We start from the raw sequence: 21,961 nt of genomic DNA on the forward strand, positions 1-21,961 counted from the left end.
GCCGAAACAACTCCCACAACTCATCCGAGACCAGATGCTCAGCAAGACTCGTCATACCAACACAACGACTCCCCTCGCCAAAGGAAACGTCGTCTAAGGAGCGTCATGGACTTCCACCCCATCCCCCGCGCCCCTGAAGCCTTCCAGCAGCACGCCACGGCCTGGGACATCCAGGCGATCGCCCTGCGTGCCTTCGGCCGCAGCATCCGCATCACCTCGGCGGTCGAGCTGGGAGGAGGCATGTGCAACAACACCTACCGGCTCTGCGCGGACGGCCTCGACGGGCCGGTCATCCTGCGTATCGCCCCCGCTCCGCAACGGCAGTTCGCCAGTCCCGCGTATTCCCCTCGGATAGCAGAAGGCCGTGCAGGGCCAGATCCAGGGCCGCGTTCCGGAACGCCTTGTTATCCATGTGGCCCGGCGCCATCAGGCGGGCATCTGATCCTCCGTTGCGACCTTCAAGACACCGAGCGCCGCCAGCACGTGAGCGCACCGTGCTCGTGGATCCGTACGGATACGTCCGCGACCCACCCACCCCAACCACTCACCCTCGTGTCCCCCACGATCACCACAGCCTCAACAGCCAGCCAGGTAAAGAGAGATCAGTAAAGATCGCGTAGCGCGCCCGGGCGCCGCACCGGCTTGCCCACAGTTCCGGTGCTATCGGGGCAGGCCGTCAGCGGGCGAGCCTGCACGTACGCCGGCTGCGACCGTCCCTCAGCAGCACGCCGCGCTCCTCCAGATTGCGCAGGTGATACGCGACCGATCCCTTGCTGCGCAGTCCCACCGCCGCACCGGTCTCCGGCATGGTCGGCCCCTCCCCACAGTCCGCGATCGACACACGGATGGAGCGCAGAATCTGCTCCTCCCGCTCGGTCAGATGCGCAGGACGCCGGTTCACCGCCGCGCGCCCAACACCGAGCGGGCCTGTGTGCGCAGCTCCATCCGGGCTCCCGGCATCGTGCCGGGACCGGACCAGAACGGATGCCACCACAACCGGACCGACAGCACCAGCAAGCGCCGACGCAGCACCGTATTCGCTACAGGACGGGGCTCGGCGAGAGCGTCGTAGGTGCGGTCCCAGGCCGCCTGCAGCTGAACCAGATCGTGGGGGAAGGTCGCGGACTCCATCACCCCATTAGCTCACCTGTTCGAATTCTGGTGCAAGTCGACACGGGCTGCTGCGCACTGCGCTGTGACTGAGCGTTCTAGTTGGCCACTGAGTGCGGGAGTTGGCCAGTTGAGCAACACGTTGGCCGGATGTACGACCCTGACCTCATACCAAACGTCTACATAGAGATTTTGTGCCATATTTCAGACACATCTCCTGGAGAAAGGCATGTCATGAAGTTCGCGGTCATCGGCGGTACCGGGCTGATCGGGTCGCAGGTCGTCAAGAATCTGAACGCCGCCGGGCACGAGGCGGTACCGCACTCGCAGTCCACCGGAATCGACGTCATCAGCGGCCAGGGACTGGGCGAGGCGGTGGCGGGGGCCGACGTCATCGTCAACCTGACGAACTCCCCGACCTTCGACGAAGCCTCCCCGGCCTTCTTCCAGACCTCGATGGACAACCTTCTGGCCGCGGCCCAGAAGGGCGGCGTCGGCCACTTCGTCATTCTCTCGATCGTCGGCGCGGACCAGGTGCCGGAGCTGGACTACTACCGGGCCAAGGTGCTCCAGGAGGACATCCTCGCGGCAGGGCCGGTCCCCTACTCGATCGTCCGCGCGACGCAGTTCATGGAGTTCATGGACGCTGTCCTGTCCTGGACCGCCGACGGCGACACCGTCCGGCTGCCCGCCACGCCGATCCAGCCGATCGCCTCCAAGGACGTCGCCGACGCGGTGGCGGAAGTCGCCGCGGGCGCCCCGCTGGGGGGCATTCGCAACATCGCCGGGCCCGAGGTCTTCTCCCTGGACGAACTGGGCCGGATCACCCTCACCCACAAGGGCGACGGCCGCACCGTTGTCACCGACCCCACCGCCGGCATGTTTGCCGCCGTCAAGGGTGACGTCCTGACCGACGAGGACGCCCACCTCGCCCCCACCCGCTACGTCGACTGGCTCTCCTGAACCGCTCGCGCCCTCCAGCCTCCAGTTCGGCCGGACGCGGGCGATCCAGGTAGCCGACAGGTGCTCCAAGTCCTGAGCGCTGTAGTTGGCCAAACTGGTCAACTACAGCGCTCAGTGACATGCGCAGGGCCGGTGCGCAAGGCGCTGCGCAGAAGGAACAGGACTGCGCAACGGTTGCGCAGTGCGGGTGCGGCAGTCCTGGTGGGACATCGACCACAGGATCTTGGACGGGCGGGCGAGCAGATCCGCCAGGTCCTGGGCAGCAGCTGCCGCACTGCGCAGATCCTCCGCAACCGGCGGAACCGCCACGTCGGGGTCGTCCAGGCTGTCCATCCGGATGACACCCTCGCGTGCCCACATCTCCAGCACCGCGGCGGGCCGCCCGAACGCCTGCCTGAGCCGCCCTGTCAGCTCCGTCAATGCCCGCGTGGTCGCTTGGATCCGCGGCGCGGTGAACGCCTCCGGGTCATCAAGGACCGACCGGTTGACCCGCTCGATCAGATCGCGGGCTTCCCGAGCAAGATCAGCAGGCTTGGGCGACGTCGACTGCACGACAAGCTCCTTCATCAAGCGGGCAGTACGCCCGAGTCTGGCAGCCGCCAGTTCCCGCATCAGGCAGCTGATCACCCCCGCAAGCAACCGGTCAGCTCCGCTCACCCGCGGCCACACAGAACCGTCCTTCAGCCGGCTCTGCGGCGGCGGATCCGGGGCCAGCAGAGACCTGCCGGCCGTGGTGCCAGATCCACGCCACCACGGGACGCCCAAACACACTCCACCAGGGGCGGGCGAAGCGCGTCCGAACGGCTTTCACCGTAAACACGCGCGGCCCGACCACGGCACCCCGACCAGGCACATCACTTTCCGGTAACACCCCCGACCACGTTCCGCCGGACCCCGACCAAACCCACCGCAGGTCAGCACAGTGGGGATCGATGGGCATCCAGCTCAGAAGTTTCTTCGCAGGCTGTCGACCGGTGGGGGCTCCGGAGGGGCGGAGGGCAGCGCTGCGGGTCGGCCACTCCTGTGTCAGCGAAGGTTCGTGTGCCATCGAGCGGCAGCTCGTATCACTGTTGCCACTAGCGAGTGACCTGATGCGTGCCGACCAAGCCGTGCGCGGCACGCAGTGATTGGCTCCAGCTTCATGACCACATCGCGCGCGATCCACCAGCTCATCCGGCTCACGGTCGGCCTCCCGCTGATCGTTGCCCCCCCTGCTGCTCACCGCCACAAGCGCCGCGCACGCGAACCCAGACCCCGCCGGCGTCTGCGCGGACGTCACGGTGGCCGCGGGCTACACCTGCATGCCCGACCCCAAGCAGTGCTTCACCACCCCCTGCCCCCAGTACACAGTCGTCCCAAGCAAGCCAAGTGACTCCGCGATGCCCCGGCTCCTCACGTGACCTCTCGGTTCGCCTGTGACCTTCAGCGATTGGTGGCCAGAGGCGTCGGGAAGTCCGTTGGTGAGCGGCGGGTGCTCAGCGGTGGTTGGCCATTCTTCTCAGAGATAGACGGCGAGGCGCCGGTGCCAGAGCAGGTGCAGGGCATGGGCGCGGGCCACCACCGGCCACGAGGTAGCCGCGGACGCCTCCCCGAAGGGCAAGGGCACATGCTCGACGGCCCGCAACAGCTGTTCCTGCACTGCCAGCTGGTCCTCCAGCAGTCAACGCTGTGCCGACAGGGCGTCCAGCACCCCGACCACGTGGGGCCGCCACCCGGTCACCACCGTGTAGCGCCGGCCGCAGACGGCAGCCACCTCTTCGGCAGCCGCGAACTTCACCGCGTCGTCCTCCCCGATCAGACGACGCGGACGCACGTCCAACAGCCACCGGCCGCCGTCCGGTCAGACCGCCAGGAAGTCCGGCGCATGCGCAGCACGTCCCCCGCTGTGCTCGAAATCCAGCCGGAACGGCTGCGACAGCACCTGCGCCACCTGCAAAAAGTCCAGCACGAGCAGCAGCCGCTGTTCCCAGCACGGGAACCGCTGCCAGATCACGCACCGGCCAGACCACGTCACCGCCCGCGAACCGCCATGTGGACGACCACCGACACGGCCAGCCTTCGCCCAGCACCAGCTTTTCGCGTAGGGCGTCAGCGATGGAGTACGGGCCAATCAGCTGATCCAGCCCGCACCTGTCCGACTGCACCACGGCCCGCGTAGCCACCCCACCAGCACAGCATCACGAGAAGACGCCCAGGAGACACTTCGCCGACATGCTCACAACCCGCAGCCGACCGGTCAGATCCACGCGCCTTCGATGTCAAGAATTGACCGAATGTGACCGCTGGTGCCGGGCTCAGCCCAGCCCCGACAGGCTGCGCAGTTCCCCGATCCGATAGAGGCGGGCCAGGGCCATGGAGACATCGGTGTGGCCCGCCATGCCATCTGCTGGTCGCAGCCGCTTCAGGCTTGGTTTCCGGGCTGGAGCCTCAGCTGTTGGCCAGAGTGCGGTCCAAAAGGGAGAGCAGGCGATCCCAGTGGCGCTTCAGCCCGGAAGCGCTAAAAGCGTCGGTGTCGGACATGGTGAAGCCGTGGATGGTGCCGGGGTAGATCTCGGAGGTGTAACCGACACCTGCCGCATCCAGGGCCTGGTTGAGCTCGCCGAGGGCCTCAGGTGTCACGTCGCCTTCGGCGTGGCCGAGGTGGACCTGGGCGGTGAGCTTGGAGAAAAGATTGGCCCCATCGACGCCCACGGGGCCGTGGAACGCGGCGACGGCCGCCACCTGGTCGGGGTGGGCCGCGGCGGTGCGCATCGCGTAGAGGCCGCCTATGCAGTAGCCGGTCACCGCGACCGGTCCGGCGCCGACCTCGGGCTGGGTGGTGAGGAACCTGAGATAGGCGTCGGCGTCGCGCAGGACGCGTTCGGCGGTGTGCGCCTCGATCAGGGGCATCAGCTGGGCGAGGACCGCGGGCCGGACCTCTTCTCCGATGTGCTCGGGAAGGTCGATCAGCGGTGCCGGGCCGTGCCGGTAGAAGGAGTTGGGGACGAGCACGTAGTAGCCGTGCCCGGCCAGTTCGCGGGCCATCTCCCGCAGCACGGGCCGGATGCCGAAGCCGTCCGCGTACATCAGTACCCCTGGGTGCCGCTCGCCGTGGTCGGGGAAGGCAGCGAAGGCATCGACCTGGCCGTCCGTGGTGGGAATCCGCAGCGTCTTGGTGGGCATGAATATTGCTCCAGTCGTGGTTGATGTGCAGAGCCTGCGATCAACACGACGGAGGCGGAGCCCGCGCAACAGCGCAAGAGCCTCGATCAAACAGCGGGCCCAAACCGGCCCGTACGGCGCTCAGAAGAGCCCCGGGTCACCGATCCGTGTGTGGCGCAAGGCCGTCCCGGTATTCATAGCCGCACAGCGTAGCCCACCGGATATGAGCCGACGCCGGCACTCCAGCCCGAGCGTATGCCTCGATTGGATGAGAACCGACGCGCGCCGCATACGACTTCGAGGTCCAGGACAAGCCACCCAGGACGCCGTCGTGGCCAAGTAGCCCTGCGAGTAGCCAACTACCGCTGCGAGTCACATCGCCGATCTCCGCTCCCTCCGCTACATTCGAACACGTGAGCGATGAGTGGCGGGGTGCCGCGCCGGCCCCCGAGCCGGGGACAACGGCTGGGGTCCGCCGCTACTCACCGCGCGAAGTGATCCGCGTGAACCTGTACACCGGCAACGCCTTCTGCACGGGCATCGCACGGGCCAGCTATGAGGCACGGGACGGGTGACTGGCGTACAACCTGCTGCTGTCGCCGCGCCCCTGGGATTCACCGTCCGGCTGGTACTGGTTCGACGAGACACGGATGCGGCGCCGCGTCTTCCCCGGCGCGGGAAGCCGGCCATGACAGCCCCCGAGGACGCGGTGGAAGCGCGGCCGTGGCGGCAGGGAGACGGCCCGAAGCCGAAAGTGTGGACGTGGCCGCTCTCCGATCCGCCCGCCCTGTGGGTGCGCCACAAGGGCACCTGGAGGTGGGCGAGCGTGAGCGCCCGGCCGATGGCCGGACGGCCGGACCGCCGGACCGCCGGACCGCCGGACCGCCTACCAGGTACTGATCGACACCGACGGGACGACATCCAGGACTTTCGCTCTCTTCCCTGGCACGAACGTAGCGCGAGTGGCCTCTTTTAGCTCGGCACGCCTACCGTCAGCCCGTTGAACCGCACCTTCTGGCGGCCCCACGAAGGACTTGGCCTCGATCCACTCGATGGCGTCCTCCGGCAGGGTGTAGGGCTGCCCGCTCAGACGCTGCGCCGGCCTTGGCGCCAGGGGCATCCGACCCGTGTCCGAGAGCACGCGGGTGCGCACCACCGTCTCGGTGCGCTGAACGATCTCGCGCACCGGGTCCGTGCTGCGGCCCCCTCGCTCACCGGACGGCTGGCGCGCTCCTCAGCGCTGCGCAACTCCAGGCCCGCCGACGGTGCACCGGCCTGCGAGCATTTGCGGTCACCTGCGTGGGGCCGTGTCACAGGTATCTCGTAGGCTTCCGGCCATGAGCGAGGGTGATTCCGGCAGACGGGTCATAGAGGGGCGCTTCGAGCTGGAGACGCGGCTCGGTGGCGGTGGCATGGGCACGGTGTGGCGTGCACGCGATCTGGTCCTTGACCGGGCCGTGGCGCTCAAGGAGGTACGGCCGCCCGATCCGGGTCTTGCCGAGTACGACCCGCAGGGCGCGGCAATGCTCCGGGCCCGAGTACTGCGCGAGGCACGGGCGCTGGCTCGCGTCGATCACCCCAATGTCGTGACCATCCACCACGTGGTGGACGGCGGCGAGTACGTCTACCCGTGGCTAGTCATGGAACTGGTGACCGGCGGATCACTTCAGGACCGGCTCGACAAGGGGCCGTTGGCGCCCGCCGACGCCGCCCGGCTGGGTCGCGAGGTGCTGGCCGCACTACGCGCCGCGCACGATGTCGGCATCCAGCACCGGGACGTGAAACCCGCCAACGTGCTGATGAGACCCGACGGACGTCCCGTCCTCACCGACTTCGGCATCGCGACCATCAGGGACTCGACCGCCCTGACCGCGACCGGGTCGATCATCGGCACGCCCGACTACATGGCACCCGAGCGCGTCTCCGGCGGCGAAGGCGGCCCGGGCTCCGACCTGTGGTCGCTGGCGATGATGCTGTACGTCGCCGTCGAGGGACATCACCCGCTGCGCAGGGGAACCACCCTCGCCACGCTGGCAGCACTGTTGAGCGAGCAGCTTCCGCCACCCGCCCGAGCCGGAGTCCTGACCGGGTTCCTGAACGCCGTGCTCGTCAAGAACCCGGCCGACCGGGCGGACACGACGACCGCGGACCGGCTGCTCGCGGAGGCGATCGAGGGCAGCAACACGGTTCCGAGTGCTCCCGCCGGGGCGGACGGGGCCACGTCGTACAGGCTGGCCCCTCCGCCGGGTGCAACGCCCGCACCCTCCGCGCCGGTTGGGTCCGGACCGCCTGCCGGCTTCGGACCGTCCACCGGCTTCGGGCCGGCCTCGGGCTTCGGCCCGCCGACTCCGTACCCGGCGGGCCCCACACAGCAGACGCCGGCGCGGCCGGGCAACCGTGCGAAGAGCCGAATCGCGATCGCCTCGTCCGTCGTCGGGACCGTGATGGCAGGAGTCCTGGTCTGGACCCTGCTGCCGGACGGCGGCGACAAGGACAGCGGAAAGCCCGCCGATTCAGCCGGCGCGACCTCCTCGACCAGGACGACGGACCCCACTCGCACACCGTCCCGCTCGACCCCGACGCCTCAGGCCGACGCGAAGACGGATCTGCTCACCCCCGCCGGCATCCGGACGGCGGTGAAGGAGATCAAGGCCGCGACCGGCACGGACCGCGCATGCGACCTCACGGTCTATCCGACCTATGTCTCCGCGGAAATCATGGTCAAGGGCAGCGACACCAAGTACGACAGCTACACCTACCGCCCGGGCCAGGGCGTCGAGAAGGGCATCATCAGCAGCGCAATCATCGGCGGCGAACGCTCCTTCAGTCTCGACAGCTTCGACTGGGACGTCCTTCCCGCCCTGCTGAAGCGGGCGGAGAAGGACCTGAACGTACAGCGGCCGACCATGCGTTACATCCTGGTCCGCCCTGCCGACGACACGTTCGACACTCCGCTGGGACTGGCTGTCTATCTCGCCGACGACCACGTCACCGGCTATCTGGATGCCGACCTGAAGGGCAAGGTGACCCGGGTGATGCCGGCCCAGGACTGAGCGATCTGTCGGCATCGCCCGCGCCCTCGACCTGCTCGTGTGGCCCGCCAACGGCCTTCGCCGCCCCGCAGGTTGGCCGCCCACTTGTCGTCCTGCGTGCGCTTCACCGGCCGCTCCTCCTCGGTGGCAGGGGCTAGGGAGAACGGGGTACAGCCGGACGGGGGACGCAGGTGCCACGGTACGAGGGCGTGCGGGAGGTGGCCAATCATCGGCCCGGCCGTCGGGATGTGCCCGTCAGGCCCTTGACCGGGTGCCGCTTCGACGGAGGATGGGGGAAGAGAGTGGGTCTGCGTGGTGAAGTGTGAGCGTCTGACAACTCCGACAGCAGGGAGCGTTTCTTCCGATGACCGCACAGCCCGCACGCCCTGAGCGCAGCGGTCCCGAGACCGCCTCGGTCACGGATGTCTCGCCGTTCAAGCCTTCTCTCGTCAAAGCGGTGTTCAGGGACGTGACCCCGATGCACGTCTCTCGGTCGGCCGCGTGGGCCGCCGCGTCGGTGACGCGGACAGTGCTGACGGAGATCATCGACGGCGCGAGGAGAGCGGCGGCGGCGGAGGCCCGGAAGAGGCTGATTCCCGGGGACCTTCTCTCGGCGATCGACCGGAACGTCGAGCTCGAGGTGGGGGACAAGTGGTACGACCACAGCCCGACGTTTCAAGGCCTGACCGGTGTCCTGTACGACGCCGAGGGTGTCATCGTGCCTTCTCGTAAGCGCAGCAGGTCGCGCAAACCGAGTGCTGTGGTCGGCGCCCACAGGTTCGAGGCCGGGGTCAAGAAGCTGTTGGCGAGCCAGGGGGCGACGGCCGCCCCGGCGCTGGTCCGCGACCTGGACGGAATCGCGAGCGTGTTCCTGACGGACCTCGCCCGGGACGCGGCCATGGTCGTCCGCGAGGGCGGGGTCAAACGTTTCGGTACCGTCACCCTGGTGATGTCGGGCGAACCGGCCCCACCCCCGTTCCTCAAGGATTCCCCCCGGGCCCTGTCCGCCCGCAGGGGGGACGGGCGGACCATCGGCAGGGATGACATCCTGGCCGCCACCACGATTCAGTTGTTCGGCGGCAACCTCAGGCAGCGAGCCCTCACCGAGGCCCGCGAGGCGACACAGAACACTTCGGCCACCTGAGCGGGTGCGACCAACATCACCGCCCGCACCCTCATCTGCTACCGCAGACTCGCCAAATGAGATGACCTCTCAGCGGCAGCGGCTGGGCAGCAAAGCCGCGCGAGCGGCGGCGAGGTCATCGCCGAACTGCCCGCGCACCTGCGACATCCACCACGCCGGCAGCCGGTCCACCCCGTTGATGGCCGGCACCAGTCGTTGTCTGGGCCCGCTTCCCTTGGCGCCCTTGCCCCACCGGATGTGCAGGACGCCCAAAGGCTCCGACCTGGGGATACCAGTCCCCCACCTGAAGGCGGACGGTTTCGTCGATGCGCAGGCTCACCCGTCGCCACAACGACGCGGCCACGTAGTCCCGCGCGCCCGTCAGGAATCTACTCCCCCGCTCGCCCGGCAGGCCCGAGCGCCAAGCGGTGAACAGGGCTTCGACGGCCGAAAGCGGGATGCGCACACTCGCCCGGGCCGGCAGGCGAGGCTGGTTGAACTCGTCGACCGGCTGCACCAGCATCGATCACCAAGTGCACGAGGGACGGTTCGTTGCCGGTCCTTTCGGCGCGCCCGCGTGTCAGGCGGGTTCGCCGGCGCGTGCGGTGTCTGTGGTGCGGAAGCGTGCCCGGTAGACCCCGGGGGTGATGCCGAGGTTACGGGTGAAGGCCCGGCGCAGCGATTCCGGTGAGCCGAAGCCGGTGCGCCGGGCCACCGTGGCCATGGGGTCGTCGCCGCCTTCCAGCATCGCCTGGGCGGCTTCCATCCGGACCTGCTCGACGTAGTGGGCCGGGGTCGTGGCCATCTCGTCGTGGAACAGGCGCGTGATGTGACGGGTGCTCACACCCGCCCGGCGCGCCATGGTGGCAAGGGTGTGCTGGGCGGACGGGTCTTCGGCGACCGCGTCCAGGACCCGGCGCAGCATCTCCTGTCTGGCGCGTGGGCTGTGCGTGCGGACACTGAACTGCGACTGGCCTCCCGGCCGTTGCATGAACACGACCATGTCCTTGGCCACGGCGCGGGCGACGTCGGCGCCGTGGTGCTCCTCGACCAGGGCGAGCGAGAGATCGATGCCCGAGCTGACGCCCGCGGAGGTCATGACGTGGCCGTCGCGCACGAACAGGGCGTCAGCTTCCACGGTCACCCTCGGGTACCGCAGGGCGAGCTGGTCGGCGAAGCGCCAGTGCGTGGTCGCCTTGCGTCCGTCGAGCAGTCCGGCCGCGGCGAGGAGGAAGGCGCCGGTGCAGATGGAGGCGGTGCGGCGGCTGCGTGAGTCGAGGGCTCTCACGGCGTCCAGCAGGGCGTCGTCCTTGATGAGCGAGGGCCACTCGGGGCCGCCGGGGATGACGACCACGTCACTGACGTCCTGCACCTGCGCGGCGGCCTGGTCGACGCGCAGTCCGGTGCCGGCCGCGGTGACCACGTCGGCACCGTCCGGGGAGACGATGCGCACGCGGTAACGTCCGCCGAATTCGTTGGCCGACGTGAACACCTCGATCGGGCCGGTGACGTCGAGCAGCCGTACGCCGGGGAAGACCAGCACGGTCACCAGTAGCGGCTTCCTGCCTGATGGCCGGTCCTTCATCGTGCGCCTCCTGGCCGGACGGACACGCTCCACCCTAGTCCTTTTGAGTTTGATTATCAAACTCACTCGGCGCAAGAAGGGCACCGGACCTCCTCGGGTGCTGTTCTCCATCGGGACAGTGCTCGATGTCCTGGTGTGAGGGCGTCATGGCGCGTGCTGTTCTGTGGCGGGACCCGTGCCGCGCCGTACGTTCGGAACCGCCAACGGGCTGACGGTCTCGGCTGCGCCCTGTGAGCTGCCGTGCGCGGGCGGGCCGGTCGGCCGGCCACCGTCGCCGAGCGCGGGCGGTGACGACCCGAGACAAGAACAGAAGGCACTCCACGCCGTGGCACCCCACTCCAGTACCAGTCGAGCGGTCCCGTCCCAGGACGGTCCGGTTCCAAGACCGTCCGCGCCCGCCCGTGACCGGCCGGCCGCGGCGAACGGCGGGGGGCGGGAGCGGCTCGGTCCCAGCTGGTTCGCGGCCGTCATGGGAAGCGGGATCGTCGCCGTCGCGGCAGCTACGCTGCCGCGCGGCTTCCCGGGGCTCAGCGAGGCCGCCACGGCTGTCTGGGCCGGGACCGCATTGCTGTTGATCGCGCTGGCCGCCTGCTATCTCGGGCAGCGGATGCTGCGGGTGCATGCCGGTGATCCGGTCGTGTCCCAGTTCTTCGGGGCGCCGCCGATGGCGCTGCTCACCGTCGGGGCCGCGACGCTGCTGCTCGGCCCGCGGCTGATCGGGGAGCGTGCGGCGCTGGATGTGGACTGGGTGCTGTGGTCCGCCGGTACCGTGCTCGGTCTCGTCACCGCCTGCACGATTCCGTACCTGATGATCACGCGGCACCGTTTCGCGCCGGGCGCGGCGTTCGGCGGCTGGCTGCTGCCGGTGGTGCCGCCGCTGGTCTCCGCCGCGACGGGCGCGCTGCTCGTCCCGCGGGCCCCGGCCGGGCAGGTGCGGCTGGCCATGCTGCTGGGCTGCTACGCCATGCTCGGGCTCGGTCTGGTCGCGGTCCTGCTGGTGCTGGCCATGGTGTACAGCCGCCTGGTGCATCACGACGCGCCCAGCGGTGCGGCGGTGCCCACGGTGTGGATCGGCGTGGGGGCACTGGGCCAGGCGGTGACGGCGCTGGGCGCGCTGGCCACGGCGACGCCGAGCGCACTGCCCGGCCCGTACGCCCGCGGAAGTGCGGTCGCCGCGCTCCTGGGCGGGCTCGGGATATGGGGCTTCGCCCTGCTGTGGCTGGTGCTCGCCACGGCGCTGACCGTGCGGGAGGTCCGCAGGGGGCTGCCCTTCGCGCCCACTTGGTGGTCCTTCATCTTCCCCCTCGGCGCCTTCGTCACCGGCACCAGCGCTCTGGCCGCCCGTACCGGCTCGCAGCTGTTCGTCTGGACCGCCGTCGTCCTGTACGCCCTGCTCGTCGTCGCCTGGGCGGTGGTCGCCTGGCACTCCCTGCGCCACACCGCTGTCCGCCGGCGTGAGCGGGCCCGACGGTGACAGAGCCCGAGTCCCACCCGGTGTGAGGCTGTGGCGCGGCACGAACCCACCGCGCCACCGTCGTCGTACGGGTACGGGGACGGGTACAGGTACGGGTACAGGTACGGGTACGGGCTCGCGCTGGCTCGCACCGCGCCGAACCCGTGCCTGTGCCTGTGCCCGCACCTGTGCCTGCGCCTGCGCCTGTGCCTGTGCCTGTGCCTGTGCCTAGGGCAGCGTGCGGGTGGGCGGCGGGGCCGTGCTCTCCGGGCGGGCCGCCTGCCCGGTTGCGGTGGCGGATCCCTGTGCGGTCATGGGGCGGGGCCGGAGCTTGGCGGCCACCATGGCGGCGAACACGACGGCCCAGACCGCCGCGGCGACCCAGACCTCCCAGCGGCCCATGGACGTCATCCATGAGGTTCCGGTCGCGCGTCCCAGTTCGTGCGTGGTGACCGCGTACATACCGATCGGGAAGACGATGTTCCACCAGCCGAGCTCGTAGCGCAGCGGAATCCGGCGCAGTGCGTGCCGCCATACACCCAGGGCCAGCAGGAGCGGGATCAGCCAGCTGGAGAACGACCACAGGACGACGGACGACCCGACGATGACGGGACGCGAGAGCATGGTGCTGCCCGGCGGAAGCGCGATGAGCCGTACCCCGGCGAGCACGGTGATCGCCGCCGCTCCCATGAAGATCCAGACCGACGTCATGAGGCCTTCCGGCCGCACCGGGCGGGCCAGCAGCCTGGCCAGCACGAGCGCGGCGACCAGCAGATACTGCATCAGCCCGACGGCCCAGCACACCACCGCCAGTGCGGGCAGGACCTGGCCCGGGCTCACCCGGGCCAGCGAAGCCGCCGCGACCGCCACCGACTCCGATCCCACCGCCCACAGGAACCAGGTGCCGTTCACCTGGTCGATCGACGGGCCCCGTTTCACGGTGGTGATGAGCGCGAGTGGAATGCCGTAGTCCAGCAGCAGCCACCCCAGCGCCCCGAACGCCAGGAACGCCGCCGCCACCGTGGTGTGGCCGTCCGGCACGAAGCGCGCGGCCAGCACGTTGGAGGAGATCGCGAGGGTGAGGAAGGCGAAGGCGCGCGGTCCGAGAAAATCTGCGACGAACCGCCCGCGCCGGCGCAGCAGCCGCCAGCCGTAGGCGGGCACCAGCACCGCGAAGCCGGCCAGGGCCACCCAGAGCAGAACGGCGGAGGCGGTGCCGGCGCCGTTTACGTACAGGGCCGTGGAGACGATGGCGGTGCCCATGACGAACGCGAGTGCCCCCGGATTGAGGTCGGCCACCGCGGCGGAGACGGCCGTCCGGTATCCGGGCGGCCGTGGACCGGGACCGGCGTGTTCGGGCCCGGGAGGGTCGGCATCGGGATGGCGTGCGTCGTGACGGCCGGGATCGGTGAGCCATTCGGCCAGGACCGCGGCATGGCTGTGGTCCATGTCCTGGGTGGCGGTCAGCAGGGTGAGGCTGCCGTGCCCGGCCAGATCTCGCAGTCTGTCGGCCGCCTGCCGGTGCCCTTGATCATCCAGTTCGGTGAGGTAGCGGCGGCGGAATTCGCCGAACCGCTGCGGGTTGTGGCCGTACCAGCGCTGCAACTCGGCGGACGGGGCGACCTCCGGCAACCACTCGTCGAGGGGTGGGCGTCGCCGGCGAATGCCTTCCGGCCAGGCCCGGTCGACCAGCACCCGCTCGCCGCTCTCGGCATCTTCGCCACCCTCAGCGGTCTCGGCGTCCTCGGAAGGCGTCTGCTCATTGATCCTGCGGCAGGTGATCTGCTTGGCCATGACGCATCCTCCGGCCGCTCTTGCGGTAGGTGCATTTCGGTGGAATAGAGAATTTCATTATCTTTTGGGTGCAGCGATGGCGCGGGTCGGCGAGCGTCGCGGGCAGCCCGCTCGACGGCTCGGCAAGTGTCGGTGTGCGCGACGGTCCGCACGCTCAGGCCCGCCTTCCGCTGGGATCTCGGCCCGGGAAGCCTTCCGGGGAAACCCGTCGCTCGCTCCCGGGGCGCTCACCTGCGTCCGGAGGCAGGCCTCCTACAGGGTGGGCCACCCGGGGCCCCACTCCCCCGTACGCAGGCCGTCCTCGGCTGTGACGACCAGGACGCGTCATCGGCGGCGAGCGCGAACACCTCGCCGGGAGGCGGCTGGACCCGCGGCGGGTCCACTACGGTGATCTCCACGCCGCTCGGGAGGGGGTTCCGCCGCTTCGAGGGCGACCGGGGTCACCGTGTTGACCGCACCGGCGGCGCGGCCGATGGTCGGCGGCCGCGGGGACTGTCACGGGCCGCTCCCCTCGATGCCGCCCTGCCGTCGCGGACGCACGGGGAGCGACCGCCGACGGCAGGGCGGCTCGTTCACCGGAAAGCCGCTGTCACGAGAGCCTTCTGCTCCACGCCGTGCCGGCGAGCCGAGCCGACCGCGGGCGCGGGACCCTCAGGCCGGCTCACGCATTCCACAGGGCGTCCCGTCGGCCGGTGCAGCCGCGGCGCGAGGAAGGACCACGCGCCCTGGTTCTCCGCTTCCTCCTGCACCCACCGCACGTCCGCGGCCGCGGGGAAGCGGGCGAGTTCCGCCGCGAGTTCCTCCTCGGGGAACGGGTAGAGGCGCTCCACGCGGACGATCGCCGTGTCGGTCGAGCCCGAGTCGTGCCGGTGGGAGTCGAGTTCGTGGAAGACCTTGCCCGAGCACAGCAGCACGCGGGTGACCCGGTCGGGGTCCACCGTGCGGTCCGGCAGGACCGGGCGGAAGCCGCCCTGGGTGAACTCGGCCAGGGCGGAGGTGGCCGCCTTCGACCGGAGCATCGACTTCGGGGTGAAGACCACCAGCGGCCGCCCGCGGCCGTCCAGCGCCTGCTGCCTGAGCAGATGGAAGTAGTTGCCCGGCAGGGAGGGCATGGCCACGGTCATGTTGTCCTGCGCGCACATCTGCAGGAACCGCTCGATCCGGGCCGAGGAGTGGTCCGGGCCCTGGCCCTCCAGGCCGTGGGGCAGCAGCAGGGTCACCGCGGAACGCTGGCCCCACTTCTGCTCCGACGACGCGATGTACTCGTCGACGACCGTCTGCGCGCCGTTGACGAAGTCCCCGAACTGGGCCTCCCACAGCACCAGTGCCTCGGGACGGGCCAGCGCGTAGCCGTACTCGAAGGCCAGCGCAGCCTGCTCGGACAACATCGAGTCGTACGGTGTGAAGCCCGCGGCCCGCCGCCCCAGAGAACGCAGCGGCGTGTGCTCGGCGCCCGTACGCCGGTCGGTCAGTACCGCGTGGCGCTGGCCGAAGGTACCGCGCCGCGAGTCCTGCCCGGCCAGCCGCACCGGGACGCCCTCCAGCAGCAGCGAACCGATCGCCAGTGTCTCCGCGGTGGCCCAGTCGACCGTGCCCGCGTCGAGCGCCGCCGTACGCCGGCGGAGCTGCGGCAGGACGCGGGGGTGCACGGTGAAACCCCGCGGCAGGTCGGTCTGTGACGCGATGACCTGCCGGGCGGTCGCCTCGTCGATCGCGGTCACCGCCCGGCGGCCCACGCGCGGGGCGGTTCCCTGTCCGGCGTCGTGGGCGGGGCCGGTGGCGGGTGGCGTCCGGGTTTCGGCGAAGGCCCTCTCCAGGTGGTCCCGGTAGTCGCGGCGGGCCCCGTCCACCTGTCGCTCGCCGATGTCCCCGCGGGCCACCAGGGACTCGGCGTACACCGTGCGCACCGAAGCCCTGGCGTCGATACGGTCGTACATCACCGGCTGGGTGATGGACGGGTCGTCGACCTCACTGTGCCCGTGGCGCCGGTAGCAGACCAGATCGACCACGACGTCCTTGTGGAACGTCTGGCGGTAGTCGAAGGCCAGCCGTGCGACGCGGTCGACCTCCTCCGGATCATCGCCGTTGACGTGGAAGATCGGGGCCTCCACCATCCGTGCCACGTCGGTGGCATAGGTGCCCGAGCGGCCGTTGGCGGGCAGAGTGGTGAAACCGACCTGGTTGTTGATGACCACGTGGACCGTTCCGCCCGTGCGATAGCCGGGCAACTGCGACATGTTCAGTGTCTCGGCGACCACACCCTGCCCGGCGAACGCCGCGTCGCCGTGGACGACGACGGGCAGTACGCGTGAGGGCCCGCCGTGCTCAGCGGCCAGGTCCTGCCTGGCGCGCACCACTCCCTGGGCGACCGGCCCCACGATCTCCAGGTGCGAGGGGTTCGCCACGACCGAGACGGCGATCGTGCCGCCGTGCAGGGCACGGTAGGTGCCCTCCGCGCCCAGGTGGTACTTCACGTCCCCCGAACCCTGGACGGACCCGAGGTCCAGGGAGTCCTCGAACTCGCCGAAGATCTGGGCATAGGACTTGCCGATGATGTTGGCCAGGACATTGAGCCGGCCGCGGTGCGCCATCCCGATGACGGCTTCTGCCACACCGTCCTCGATCGAGTTGAGCAACAGGGCATCGATCAGCACGATGGCCGACTCGCCGCCTTCGAGCGAGTACCGCTTGTGGCCCACGTACTTGGTCTGCAGGAACGTCTCGAAGGCTTCCGCGGCCCCCAGCCGGTAGAGGATCCGCAGCTGCTGGGCACGGTCGGCCCGGCGCCGCGGGCTCTCGACGCGCTGCTGGATCCAGCGGCGTTCACGGGAGTCCTGGATGTGCATGTACTCGAAGCCGGCGCTGCGGCAGTAGAACTCCCGCAAGGAGCCCAGCACTTCATCGAGTGTCATCGTGGCGTGCCCGGCGAACCCGTCCACGACGAAGTCCGTTGCCCGGTCCCCGTCGTGGAGTCCGAACGCGGCGATGTCCAGCTCCGGATGGGCGACGGCGGACCGTGCCGTGAGCGGATCCGTGTCGGCCATCAGGTGACCGCGTACGCGATACGCGTGAATGAGCGCCGCGACCCGGATGGCCTTGAGCGTCGCCTCATCGCTGTCCTGGTGCTCCGGACCGAAGACGGCGGGCCCCGGCCGGCCTGCCGGTGTGCCCAGGGAAACCGGAACGGGCGGGGCTGCTGGAACGGGCGGGGCGGCCGCGGTGGCCGGAGTCGCAAAGAAGTCCCTCCACGTCCCGTCGACCGAGCCGGGGTCGCGCAGGTAACGCTGCCGCTGGTCGTCCACGACCCATTCGTTGAATCCGAAATCCAGCCCGTGAATCACCGTTCGAGTGGTGTTGGTGTCTGATTGCGACGCCATGGCGTAGAACGCCTTCTTCCTTGTCCGAAGCCCTGCTGTCCCGGCGTGGCCCTCGCGGTCGTCTGCTCCAGGTGTCCCGTGTTCGAGGATCTGGCATCTGTTTCACAGACAACCTGTGTGACCACGTCGCACCGGCGACGGTAGAACGCGGACGGGGCCGGGGCGGATGGCTCCCCGGGCCACATCAGCCTCATATCAGGACATCGGGCGGACGACTGCCCGCTGCCTGCCGTCGAATCGCCGACGGCCGGAGCGCGCGGACGACGCCTGTCCTGATCCGAGGGCCTCATGTCCGCCCGGGCCGCCATCGGCGGTGCACAGAACCTGGTTACGACGATGCGGCCGCCGGCCCGCGGCCGGAGAACTCTACGCTGGGGGAACGAACATGATCGACCTGGACGACCCGTCCGGCACCGCACGGCAGCCTTCGCCGATCCTGTGGAGTCTGGGTCTCCTGCACGGCGAGTTGCGGACACGGCACGGTCTGTCGCTCCACGACTACCTCATTCTCGGTGTCCTCGCCGAAGCCGCGGGCCGGCCCGTGCGCGTGGCCCGGCTGACGGCGTTCCTCCAAGAATCGGGGACCCGGATGTCATCACTCCTCAAGAGCCTGCAGGCGGCCGGACTGATCGAACGCGCTCGCCGTGACGGGGACCGCAGGACGGTCGAGGTCACCCTGACCGACGCGGGACGTGTCAGGTTCGCCGACGCCGAGAGAACCGCGCACGCTCAGCTGCGCGGGCGTCTCGTCCCCTGACGGCTCCCGCCCGGCGGCCGGTACCCCGTCGCCACCGGCGTGCCCGAAGGGGGTCAGGCCGCCGGCCGCGGACATCCCGCAGTGAACGCATCGCCGTGATCCGGGGTCAACTCCCATACGGACATGGGTGGTTGGCGTTCCACGGCTGACGGGGAAGCGGCGGTTGGTGCTCCGTTGGCCGTCTGTTGCAGCCGTCCCATGCTCCCTCGTGTGCGGCGGGCGAGCACACGAGGGGGAACGGAACATGAACGCACGCACCGTCGCGTGCCGGCCGTTGTCGGGGCCGGCACGCTGGCCGGGGTCGCCACTCTGGTGCTGAGCGGCAGCGGGGTCGAGGTCCCACTCCGGAGGGCCGACCGAAACGCTGCGCCCGAACAGGCGGCGGAGACGGCGGTACCTGTGCGGGCGCGCGGCCGGCGCGAACCTCCGCGGCGACGGCCAGGCCCAGAGCCAGGACGCCCGCGACCGCCCCCACAACACTCGCGGTCTGGTCCGCCCGGCTCAGACCGACAGCAGCCACGTACGAAATCACTCGCCGGCAGTGCACCGGTCGCCACCCACATCAGTGCACGCCTCCATGCCATCACACCCTCCATGGTGGACCGAAACCTCCAATTCCGGAAGGAAATAGGAGACTTGACCCCGCCGTGACGATCCGAGCCGGTGCCGCAGGACATCCTGGAAGGCTCAGAAGCCACTGCCACCAGAGCGCCCAGACCGCGGCCGGCAACGTCCGGGCAATGTGTCACTCGTACGTGGGGTGGAGCCGTTGTTTCGGCAGGCCTCCCGTTCCCGCCGCTGGAAAATCCGGCCATGGGAACTGGTTCGGGGACACGGTGGGTCGGTGTGCTGTATCTCGTGCTGGCGTTCGGCGGCGTAGCCGGGGCTGTGTTCATCGCCTTCTGTTTCGACCTGCGGGTGGCCGAGACGGCGGCGACCCTGCTTCCGTCCGCAGGCGGCCTGTACCTGTCCTGGGCAACCTTCCGTGCCGATCGCCGCGAGGCGACCCACGATCACGGCGTGGCCGAGATCGCCGACCGGCTGGCGGTGGCCGTGCGGCGCCAGTGGGAGTCCGAGGTCCGGGTGCGCCGGCTGAACGACCCCTATCCGCTCCCGGTCTCCTGGCACGCGGCCGATCCGCGATTCGGCGAGTCGTGGTCCCTCCTGCGGGAGTTGGCCGGTGACTGGCCGTCCGGCCGGCCGGCTCCCCCCTCCGGCTGGGCCACCGAGCCCGCCGGACTGGCCGGAACAGGCGGGGAGATCACCCAGGTGTTCCTGGAACGGGTGCCGACCCGCCGTCTTGTGGTCCTCGGCGGCCCGGGAAGCGGGAAGACGATGCTGCTGATCCGCCTGATGCTGGCGCTGGTCGCCGAACGTGCGGAAGGAAGCCCGGTTCCGGTCCTGTTCCCGCTGGCCTCGTGGAATCCCGCGGAACAGACCCTGGAATCCTGGATGGCGCAACGGCTCGCACGCGACTACAGCGGTCTCGGCGCCCCGGAGTCGGGGCCTGCGGACCACTCCGGGCAAGTCAGCCACGCCCGAGCTCTCCTGGAACACCGGCTGATCCTGCCGGTGCTGGACGGGTTCGACGAGATTCCCGAACCGTTCCGCGCCACGGCGCTGGACGCGATCAACGCCGCCCTGCCGCTCGGCCAGCCGCTGGTGCTGTCCAGCCGGGTGACGGAGTACGGGGCCACGCTGGCTCCGGCCCACGGGGTACCGGTCATGCTCTGCGGTGCCGCCGCCGTGGAACTGCGCCCCTTGGACGCGCCGGACGTCGCCGGCTATCTGCGACGGGACGCCGGCGGCCGGGGCACGGCGGCGGCCGCCCGCTGGGATCCGGTGATCCGCCTGCTCGGCACCGATGTCCCCGTGGCCCGCGCGCTGACCACACCACTGATGCTCTTTCTGGCCAGGACGGTGTACAACCCCCGGCCTGGAGAACACGCCGCGATCCTCCCCGCACCCGCCGACCTGTGTGATCCGGCCCGCTTCCCCGACACCGCGGACGTACGGGCCCACCTCTTCGAAGCGTTCGTGCCCGCCGCCTACCGGCCCCATCCTCGGTATCCGTGCCGCTGGTCCCCCCAGCAGGCCGAGCACTCCCTGCGGTACCTGGCGCGACACCTGCGGCACACCCTGGGCGGCAGCGGCGACCTGGCCTGGTGGCAGTTGCGTCGTACGCTGCCGCCCCGTGTCTGCCAGGTGGTGACGGGAGTCGTCCTCGGTGTCGTGGCCTGGACCGCCGCCACCGCGGTCGGCCGGCTCACAGCACTGCTCGCCGGCCTCGACTCCGGATGGCAGACGGGCCCGCCCGCGGCCATCGTCGCGGGACTGGCCGGAGGGATCGCGGGCGGCATCGGCTGCGGCCTCGTCGCGGGCGTGACCGGGGGCATCGTCGAGGGAACGACCCACCTGCTCACCACCGGGCAGCCGGGAGGGCTGCCGACCGCGCTGGCCTATGGACTCGCCTACGGCTTCGCCGGCGGAATCGTAGGCGCGCTCTCCAGCAGACTCCCGGACCGGCAACACGGGGCGGCAGCCTCGGAGTCCCGGCGCAGAAGGCGCTGGGACTGGCGCATGTGTGCCCTCGGCTTCACCGCCGGAGCCGTCCTCTGGTTCTCGTTCCGCCTCAACTACGGCCCGACGGCCGCGACCGTCGGCGCCCTCGCCAACGGGGCGGTCTACGCGTTGGCCGGCGGAGTGGTCGGCGCCCGGGCAAGCAGTCTGTCCGCACACCGCCCGGACGCCATCCCCACCGTCCGCACGCTGTGGGCCTGGAACTGGCGGGGCTTTTCCGGCGGCCTCGCCAGCGGCTCCACCATCGGCTTCACCCACTGGGCCGTACTCAGGATCCAGTCGCTCCTCACCGGCAATCCCTCCTACACCTTCGCCACAATGCTCTCCTTCTCCTGCGCGTTCGGGCTCTCGGTCGGAATCGCCCACGGCCTCGCCGGCAAACCGGCCGATCTCACCGCCCCGGTCGGGCCGGCCACCCTCATGGAGCAGGACCGAAGGATCTTCCGCAGGCTGTGGATCGTCGTGGGCCTCGCGGTCTGCGCCACATTCCTTCTCTGCTACGGCATCGAATACGTCGTACAGGGCGGGTTCTCCTACGGCCTGGGCCGAGGGGTCCCGGGCGGACGGGGGATCGCGATGAGCCCGCCCCACATCCTCGACCGCGGACTCGCCTACGGACTCACCGTGGGCCTCGCAGCAGCGCTCAGGGACAACGCCTGGTGGTACTACACCCTGACCCGCCATCACCTGGCGGCACGCCGTCACCTCCCCCTGGATCTGACCGCGTTCCTCGCCGACGCCCATGAACGACGCGGCGTACTGCGCCAGGTGGGAACGGTCCACCAGTTCCGCCACATCGACCTGCAGCACCATCTCGCCGCCCCAGGGCGATCCCAGGAGCCCGGAGCCTCACGCCCGCCCCTGCCTCCGCCCCGCCTCCCTCATCCGCCAGTACATGAACGCTCAGCGGGTGAAACTGCTTGACGGCGATGCGCGCAGGGGAGAACGGGCGAGACCCCCAGGGAATCCTCATACAGAGTCCGGCCGAGCCCGCTGTCGGCGAACGCGCCGCAGTCGAGGCCCGGATCCGCGGCCTGCGGCCCTGC

17 protein-coding genes are annotated in these 21,961 nt (G+C 70.0%); 7 read left to right on the forward strand and 10 right to left on the reverse strand.

Features of this window, described 5'->3' with window-relative positions; genetic code table 11:
- Nucleotides 1-676: 676 nt before the first annotated feature.
- Entirely contained in the window at nt 677-994 is a 318-nt protein-coding gene (locus tag ACWD68_RS37085) for a LexA family protein (RefSeq protein ID WP_451810869.1), read from the reverse strand.
- Nucleotides 898-1,131: a hypothetical protein gene (locus tag ACWD68_RS37090; RefSeq protein WP_451810870.1), complete on the reverse strand. Its 234-nt coding sequence runs from the start codon at nt 1,129-1,131 to the stop codon at nt 898-900. Before ACWD68_RS37090 ends, ACWD68_RS37085 begins: the two co-directional genes overlap by 97 nt.
- A 213-nt stretch (nt 1,132-1,344) precedes the next feature.
- On the opposite strand from ACWD68_RS37090, the gene ACWD68_RS37095 reads away from it, so the two are divergent.
- A complete protein-coding gene (locus ACWD68_RS37095; protein ID WP_451810871.1) occupies nt 1,345-2,073 on the forward strand; it encodes an SDR family oxidoreductase in 729 nt (242 codons plus the stop codon).
- Between the two features lie 111 nt (nt 2,074-2,184).
- Here the strand turns inward: ACWD68_RS37095 and ACWD68_RS37100 are convergent, their stop codons facing one another.
- From ACWD68_RS37100 to ACWD68_RS37120, 5 genes are all read right to left on the reverse strand, one after another.
- Complete coding sequence (locus ACWD68_RS37100; protein WP_451810872.1) at nt 2,185-2,640, reverse strand: hypothetical protein; 456 nt, start codon at nt 2,638-2,640, stop codon at nt 2,185-2,187.
- A gap of 931 nt (nt 2,641-3,571) precedes the next feature.
- A complete protein-coding gene (locus ACWD68_RS37105; RefSeq protein ID WP_451810873.1) occupies nt 3,572-3,712 on the reverse strand; it encodes a hypothetical protein in 141 nt (46 codons plus the stop codon).
- A 21-nt stretch (nt 3,713-3,733) separates the two neighbouring features.
- A complete protein-coding gene (locus ACWD68_RS37110; protein WP_451810874.1) occupies nt 3,734-3,886 on the reverse strand; it encodes a hypothetical protein in 153 nt (50 codons plus the stop codon).
- A gap of 27 nt (nt 3,887-3,913) precedes the next feature.
- Nucleotides 3,914-4,066: a hypothetical protein gene (locus ACWD68_RS37115; RefSeq protein ID WP_451810875.1), complete on the reverse strand. Its 153-nt coding sequence runs from the start codon at nt 4,064-4,066 to the stop codon at nt 3,914-3,916.
- 434 nt (nt 4,067-4,500) lie between these two features.
- Complete coding sequence (locus ACWD68_RS37120) at nt 4,501-5,235, reverse strand: dienelactone hydrolase family protein (RefSeq protein WP_451810876.1); 735 nt, start codon at nt 5,233-5,235, stop codon at nt 4,501-4,503.
- A gap of 392 nt (nt 5,236-5,627) precedes the next feature.
- On the opposite strand from ACWD68_RS37120, the gene ACWD68_RS37125 reads away from it, so the two are divergent.
- The 3 genes from ACWD68_RS37125 (at nt 5,628) to ACWD68_RS37135 (ending at nt 9,390) form a co-directional block, all read left to right on the forward strand.
- Complete coding sequence (locus tag ACWD68_RS37125) at nt 5,628-5,789, forward strand: hypothetical protein (RefSeq protein WP_451810877.1); 162 nt, start codon at nt 5,628-5,630, stop codon at nt 5,787-5,789.
- A 762-nt stretch (nt 5,790-6,551) separates the two neighbouring features.
- A complete protein-coding gene (locus tag ACWD68_RS37130; protein ID WP_451810878.1) occupies nt 6,552-8,267 on the forward strand; it encodes a serine/threonine-protein kinase in 1,716 nt (571 codons plus the stop codon).
- A 343-nt stretch (nt 8,268-8,610) separates the two neighbouring features.
- Complete coding sequence (locus ACWD68_RS37135; protein ID WP_451810879.1) at nt 8,611-9,390, forward strand: hypothetical protein; 780 nt, start codon at nt 8,611-8,613, stop codon at nt 9,388-9,390.
- A 559-nt stretch (nt 9,391-9,949) separates the two neighbouring features.
- Here ACWD68_RS37135 and ACWD68_RS37140 read toward each other — a convergent pair.
- Nucleotides 9,950-10,954 carry a GlxA family transcriptional regulator gene (locus tag ACWD68_RS37140; protein ID WP_451810880.1) on the reverse strand — a complete coding sequence of 335 codons (1,005 nt, stop codon included), beginning with the start codon at nt 10,952-10,954 and terminating at the stop codon, nt 9,950-9,952.
- Nucleotides 10,955-11,279: 325 nt separating this feature from the next.
- On the opposite strand from ACWD68_RS37140, the gene ACWD68_RS37145 reads away from it, so the two are divergent.
- Nucleotides 11,280-12,428: a TDT family transporter gene (locus tag ACWD68_RS37145; protein ID WP_451810881.1), complete on the forward strand. Its 1,149-nt coding sequence runs from the start codon at nt 11,280-11,282 to the stop codon at nt 12,426-12,428.
- 207 nt (nt 12,429-12,635) lie between these two features.
- On the opposite strand, the gene ACWD68_RS37150 is transcribed toward ACWD68_RS37145, so the two are convergent.
- Together ACWD68_RS37150 and ACWD68_RS37155 are read right to left on the reverse strand one after the other, a co-directional pair.
- On the reverse strand, nt 12,636-14,201 hold the full coding sequence (locus ACWD68_RS37150; RefSeq protein WP_451810882.1) for an SLAC1 family transporter: 1,566 nt from the start codon (nt 14,199-14,201) through the stop codon (nt 12,636-12,638).
- A 572-nt stretch (nt 14,202-14,773) separates the two neighbouring features.
- Complete coding sequence (locus tag ACWD68_RS37155) at nt 14,774-17,578, reverse strand: multifunctional oxoglutarate decarboxylase/oxoglutarate dehydrogenase thiamine pyrophosphate-binding subunit/dihydrolipoyllysine-residue succinyltransferase subunit (RefSeq protein WP_451810883.1); 2,805 nt, start codon at nt 17,576-17,578, stop codon at nt 14,774-14,776.
- A gap of 385 nt (nt 17,579-17,963) precedes the next feature.
- On the opposite strand from ACWD68_RS37155, the gene ACWD68_RS37160 reads away from it, so the two are divergent.
- Nucleotides 17,964-18,335 (forward strand): MarR family winged helix-turn-helix transcriptional regulator, encoded by a 372-nt coding sequence (locus ACWD68_RS37160; protein WP_451810884.1) that lies wholly within the window; start codon nt 17,964-17,966, stop codon nt 18,333-18,335.
- A gap of 813 nt (nt 18,336-19,148) precedes the next feature.
- On the forward strand, nt 19,149-21,839 hold the full coding sequence (locus ACWD68_RS37165; protein WP_451810885.1) for an NACHT domain-containing protein: 2,691 nt from the start codon (nt 19,149-19,151) through the stop codon (nt 21,837-21,839).
- Nucleotides 21,840-21,961 lie beyond the last annotated feature (122 nt).

The sequence above is a fragment of the Streptomyces sp. NPDC005141 genome (assembly GCF_053599975.1).

Excerpts from the sequence above, each read along its gene's own strand:
- ACWD68_RS37090 (WP_451810870.1), bottom strand. The coding sequence starts at position 1,131 with ATGGAGTCCGCGACCTTCCCCCACGATCTGGTTCAGCTGCAGGCGGCC.
- ACWD68_RS37095 (WP_451810871.1), top strand. The coding sequence starts at position 1,345 with ATGAAGTTCGCGGTCATCGGCGGTACCGGGCTGATCGGGTCGCAGGTC.
- ACWD68_RS37100 (WP_451810872.1), bottom strand. The coding sequence starts at position 2,640 with ATGAAGGAGCTTGTCGTGCAGTCGACGTCGCCCAAGCCTGCTGATCTT.
- ACWD68_RS37120 (WP_451810876.1), bottom strand. The coding sequence starts at position 5,235 with ATGCCCACCAAGACGCTGCGGATTCCCACCACGGACGGCCAGGTCGAT.
- ACWD68_RS37130 (WP_451810878.1), top strand. The coding sequence starts at position 6,552 with ATGAGCGAGGGTGATTCCGGCAGACGGGTCATAGAGGGGCGCTTCGAG.
- ACWD68_RS37135 (WP_451810879.1), top strand. The coding sequence starts at position 8,611 with ATGACCGCACAGCCCGCACGCCCTGAGCGCAGCGGTCCCGAGACCGCC.
- ACWD68_RS37140 (WP_451810880.1), bottom strand. The coding sequence starts at position 10,954 with ATGAAGGACCGGCCATCAGGCAGGAAGCCGCTACTGGTGACCGTGCTG.
- ACWD68_RS37150 (WP_451810882.1), bottom strand. The coding sequence starts at position 14,201 with ATGGCCAAGCAGATCACCTGCCGCAGGATCAATGAGCAGACGCCTTCC.
- ACWD68_RS37155 (WP_451810883.1), bottom strand. The coding sequence starts at position 17,578 with ATGGCGTCGCAATCAGACACCAACACCACTCGAACGGTGATTCACGGG.
- ACWD68_RS37160 (WP_451810884.1), top strand. The coding sequence starts at position 17,964 with ATGATCGACCTGGACGACCCGTCCGGCACCGCACGGCAGCCTTCGCCG.
- ACWD68_RS37165 (WP_451810885.1), top strand. The coding sequence starts at position 19,149 with ATGGGAACTGGTTCGGGGACACGGTGGGTCGGTGTGCTGTATCTCGTG.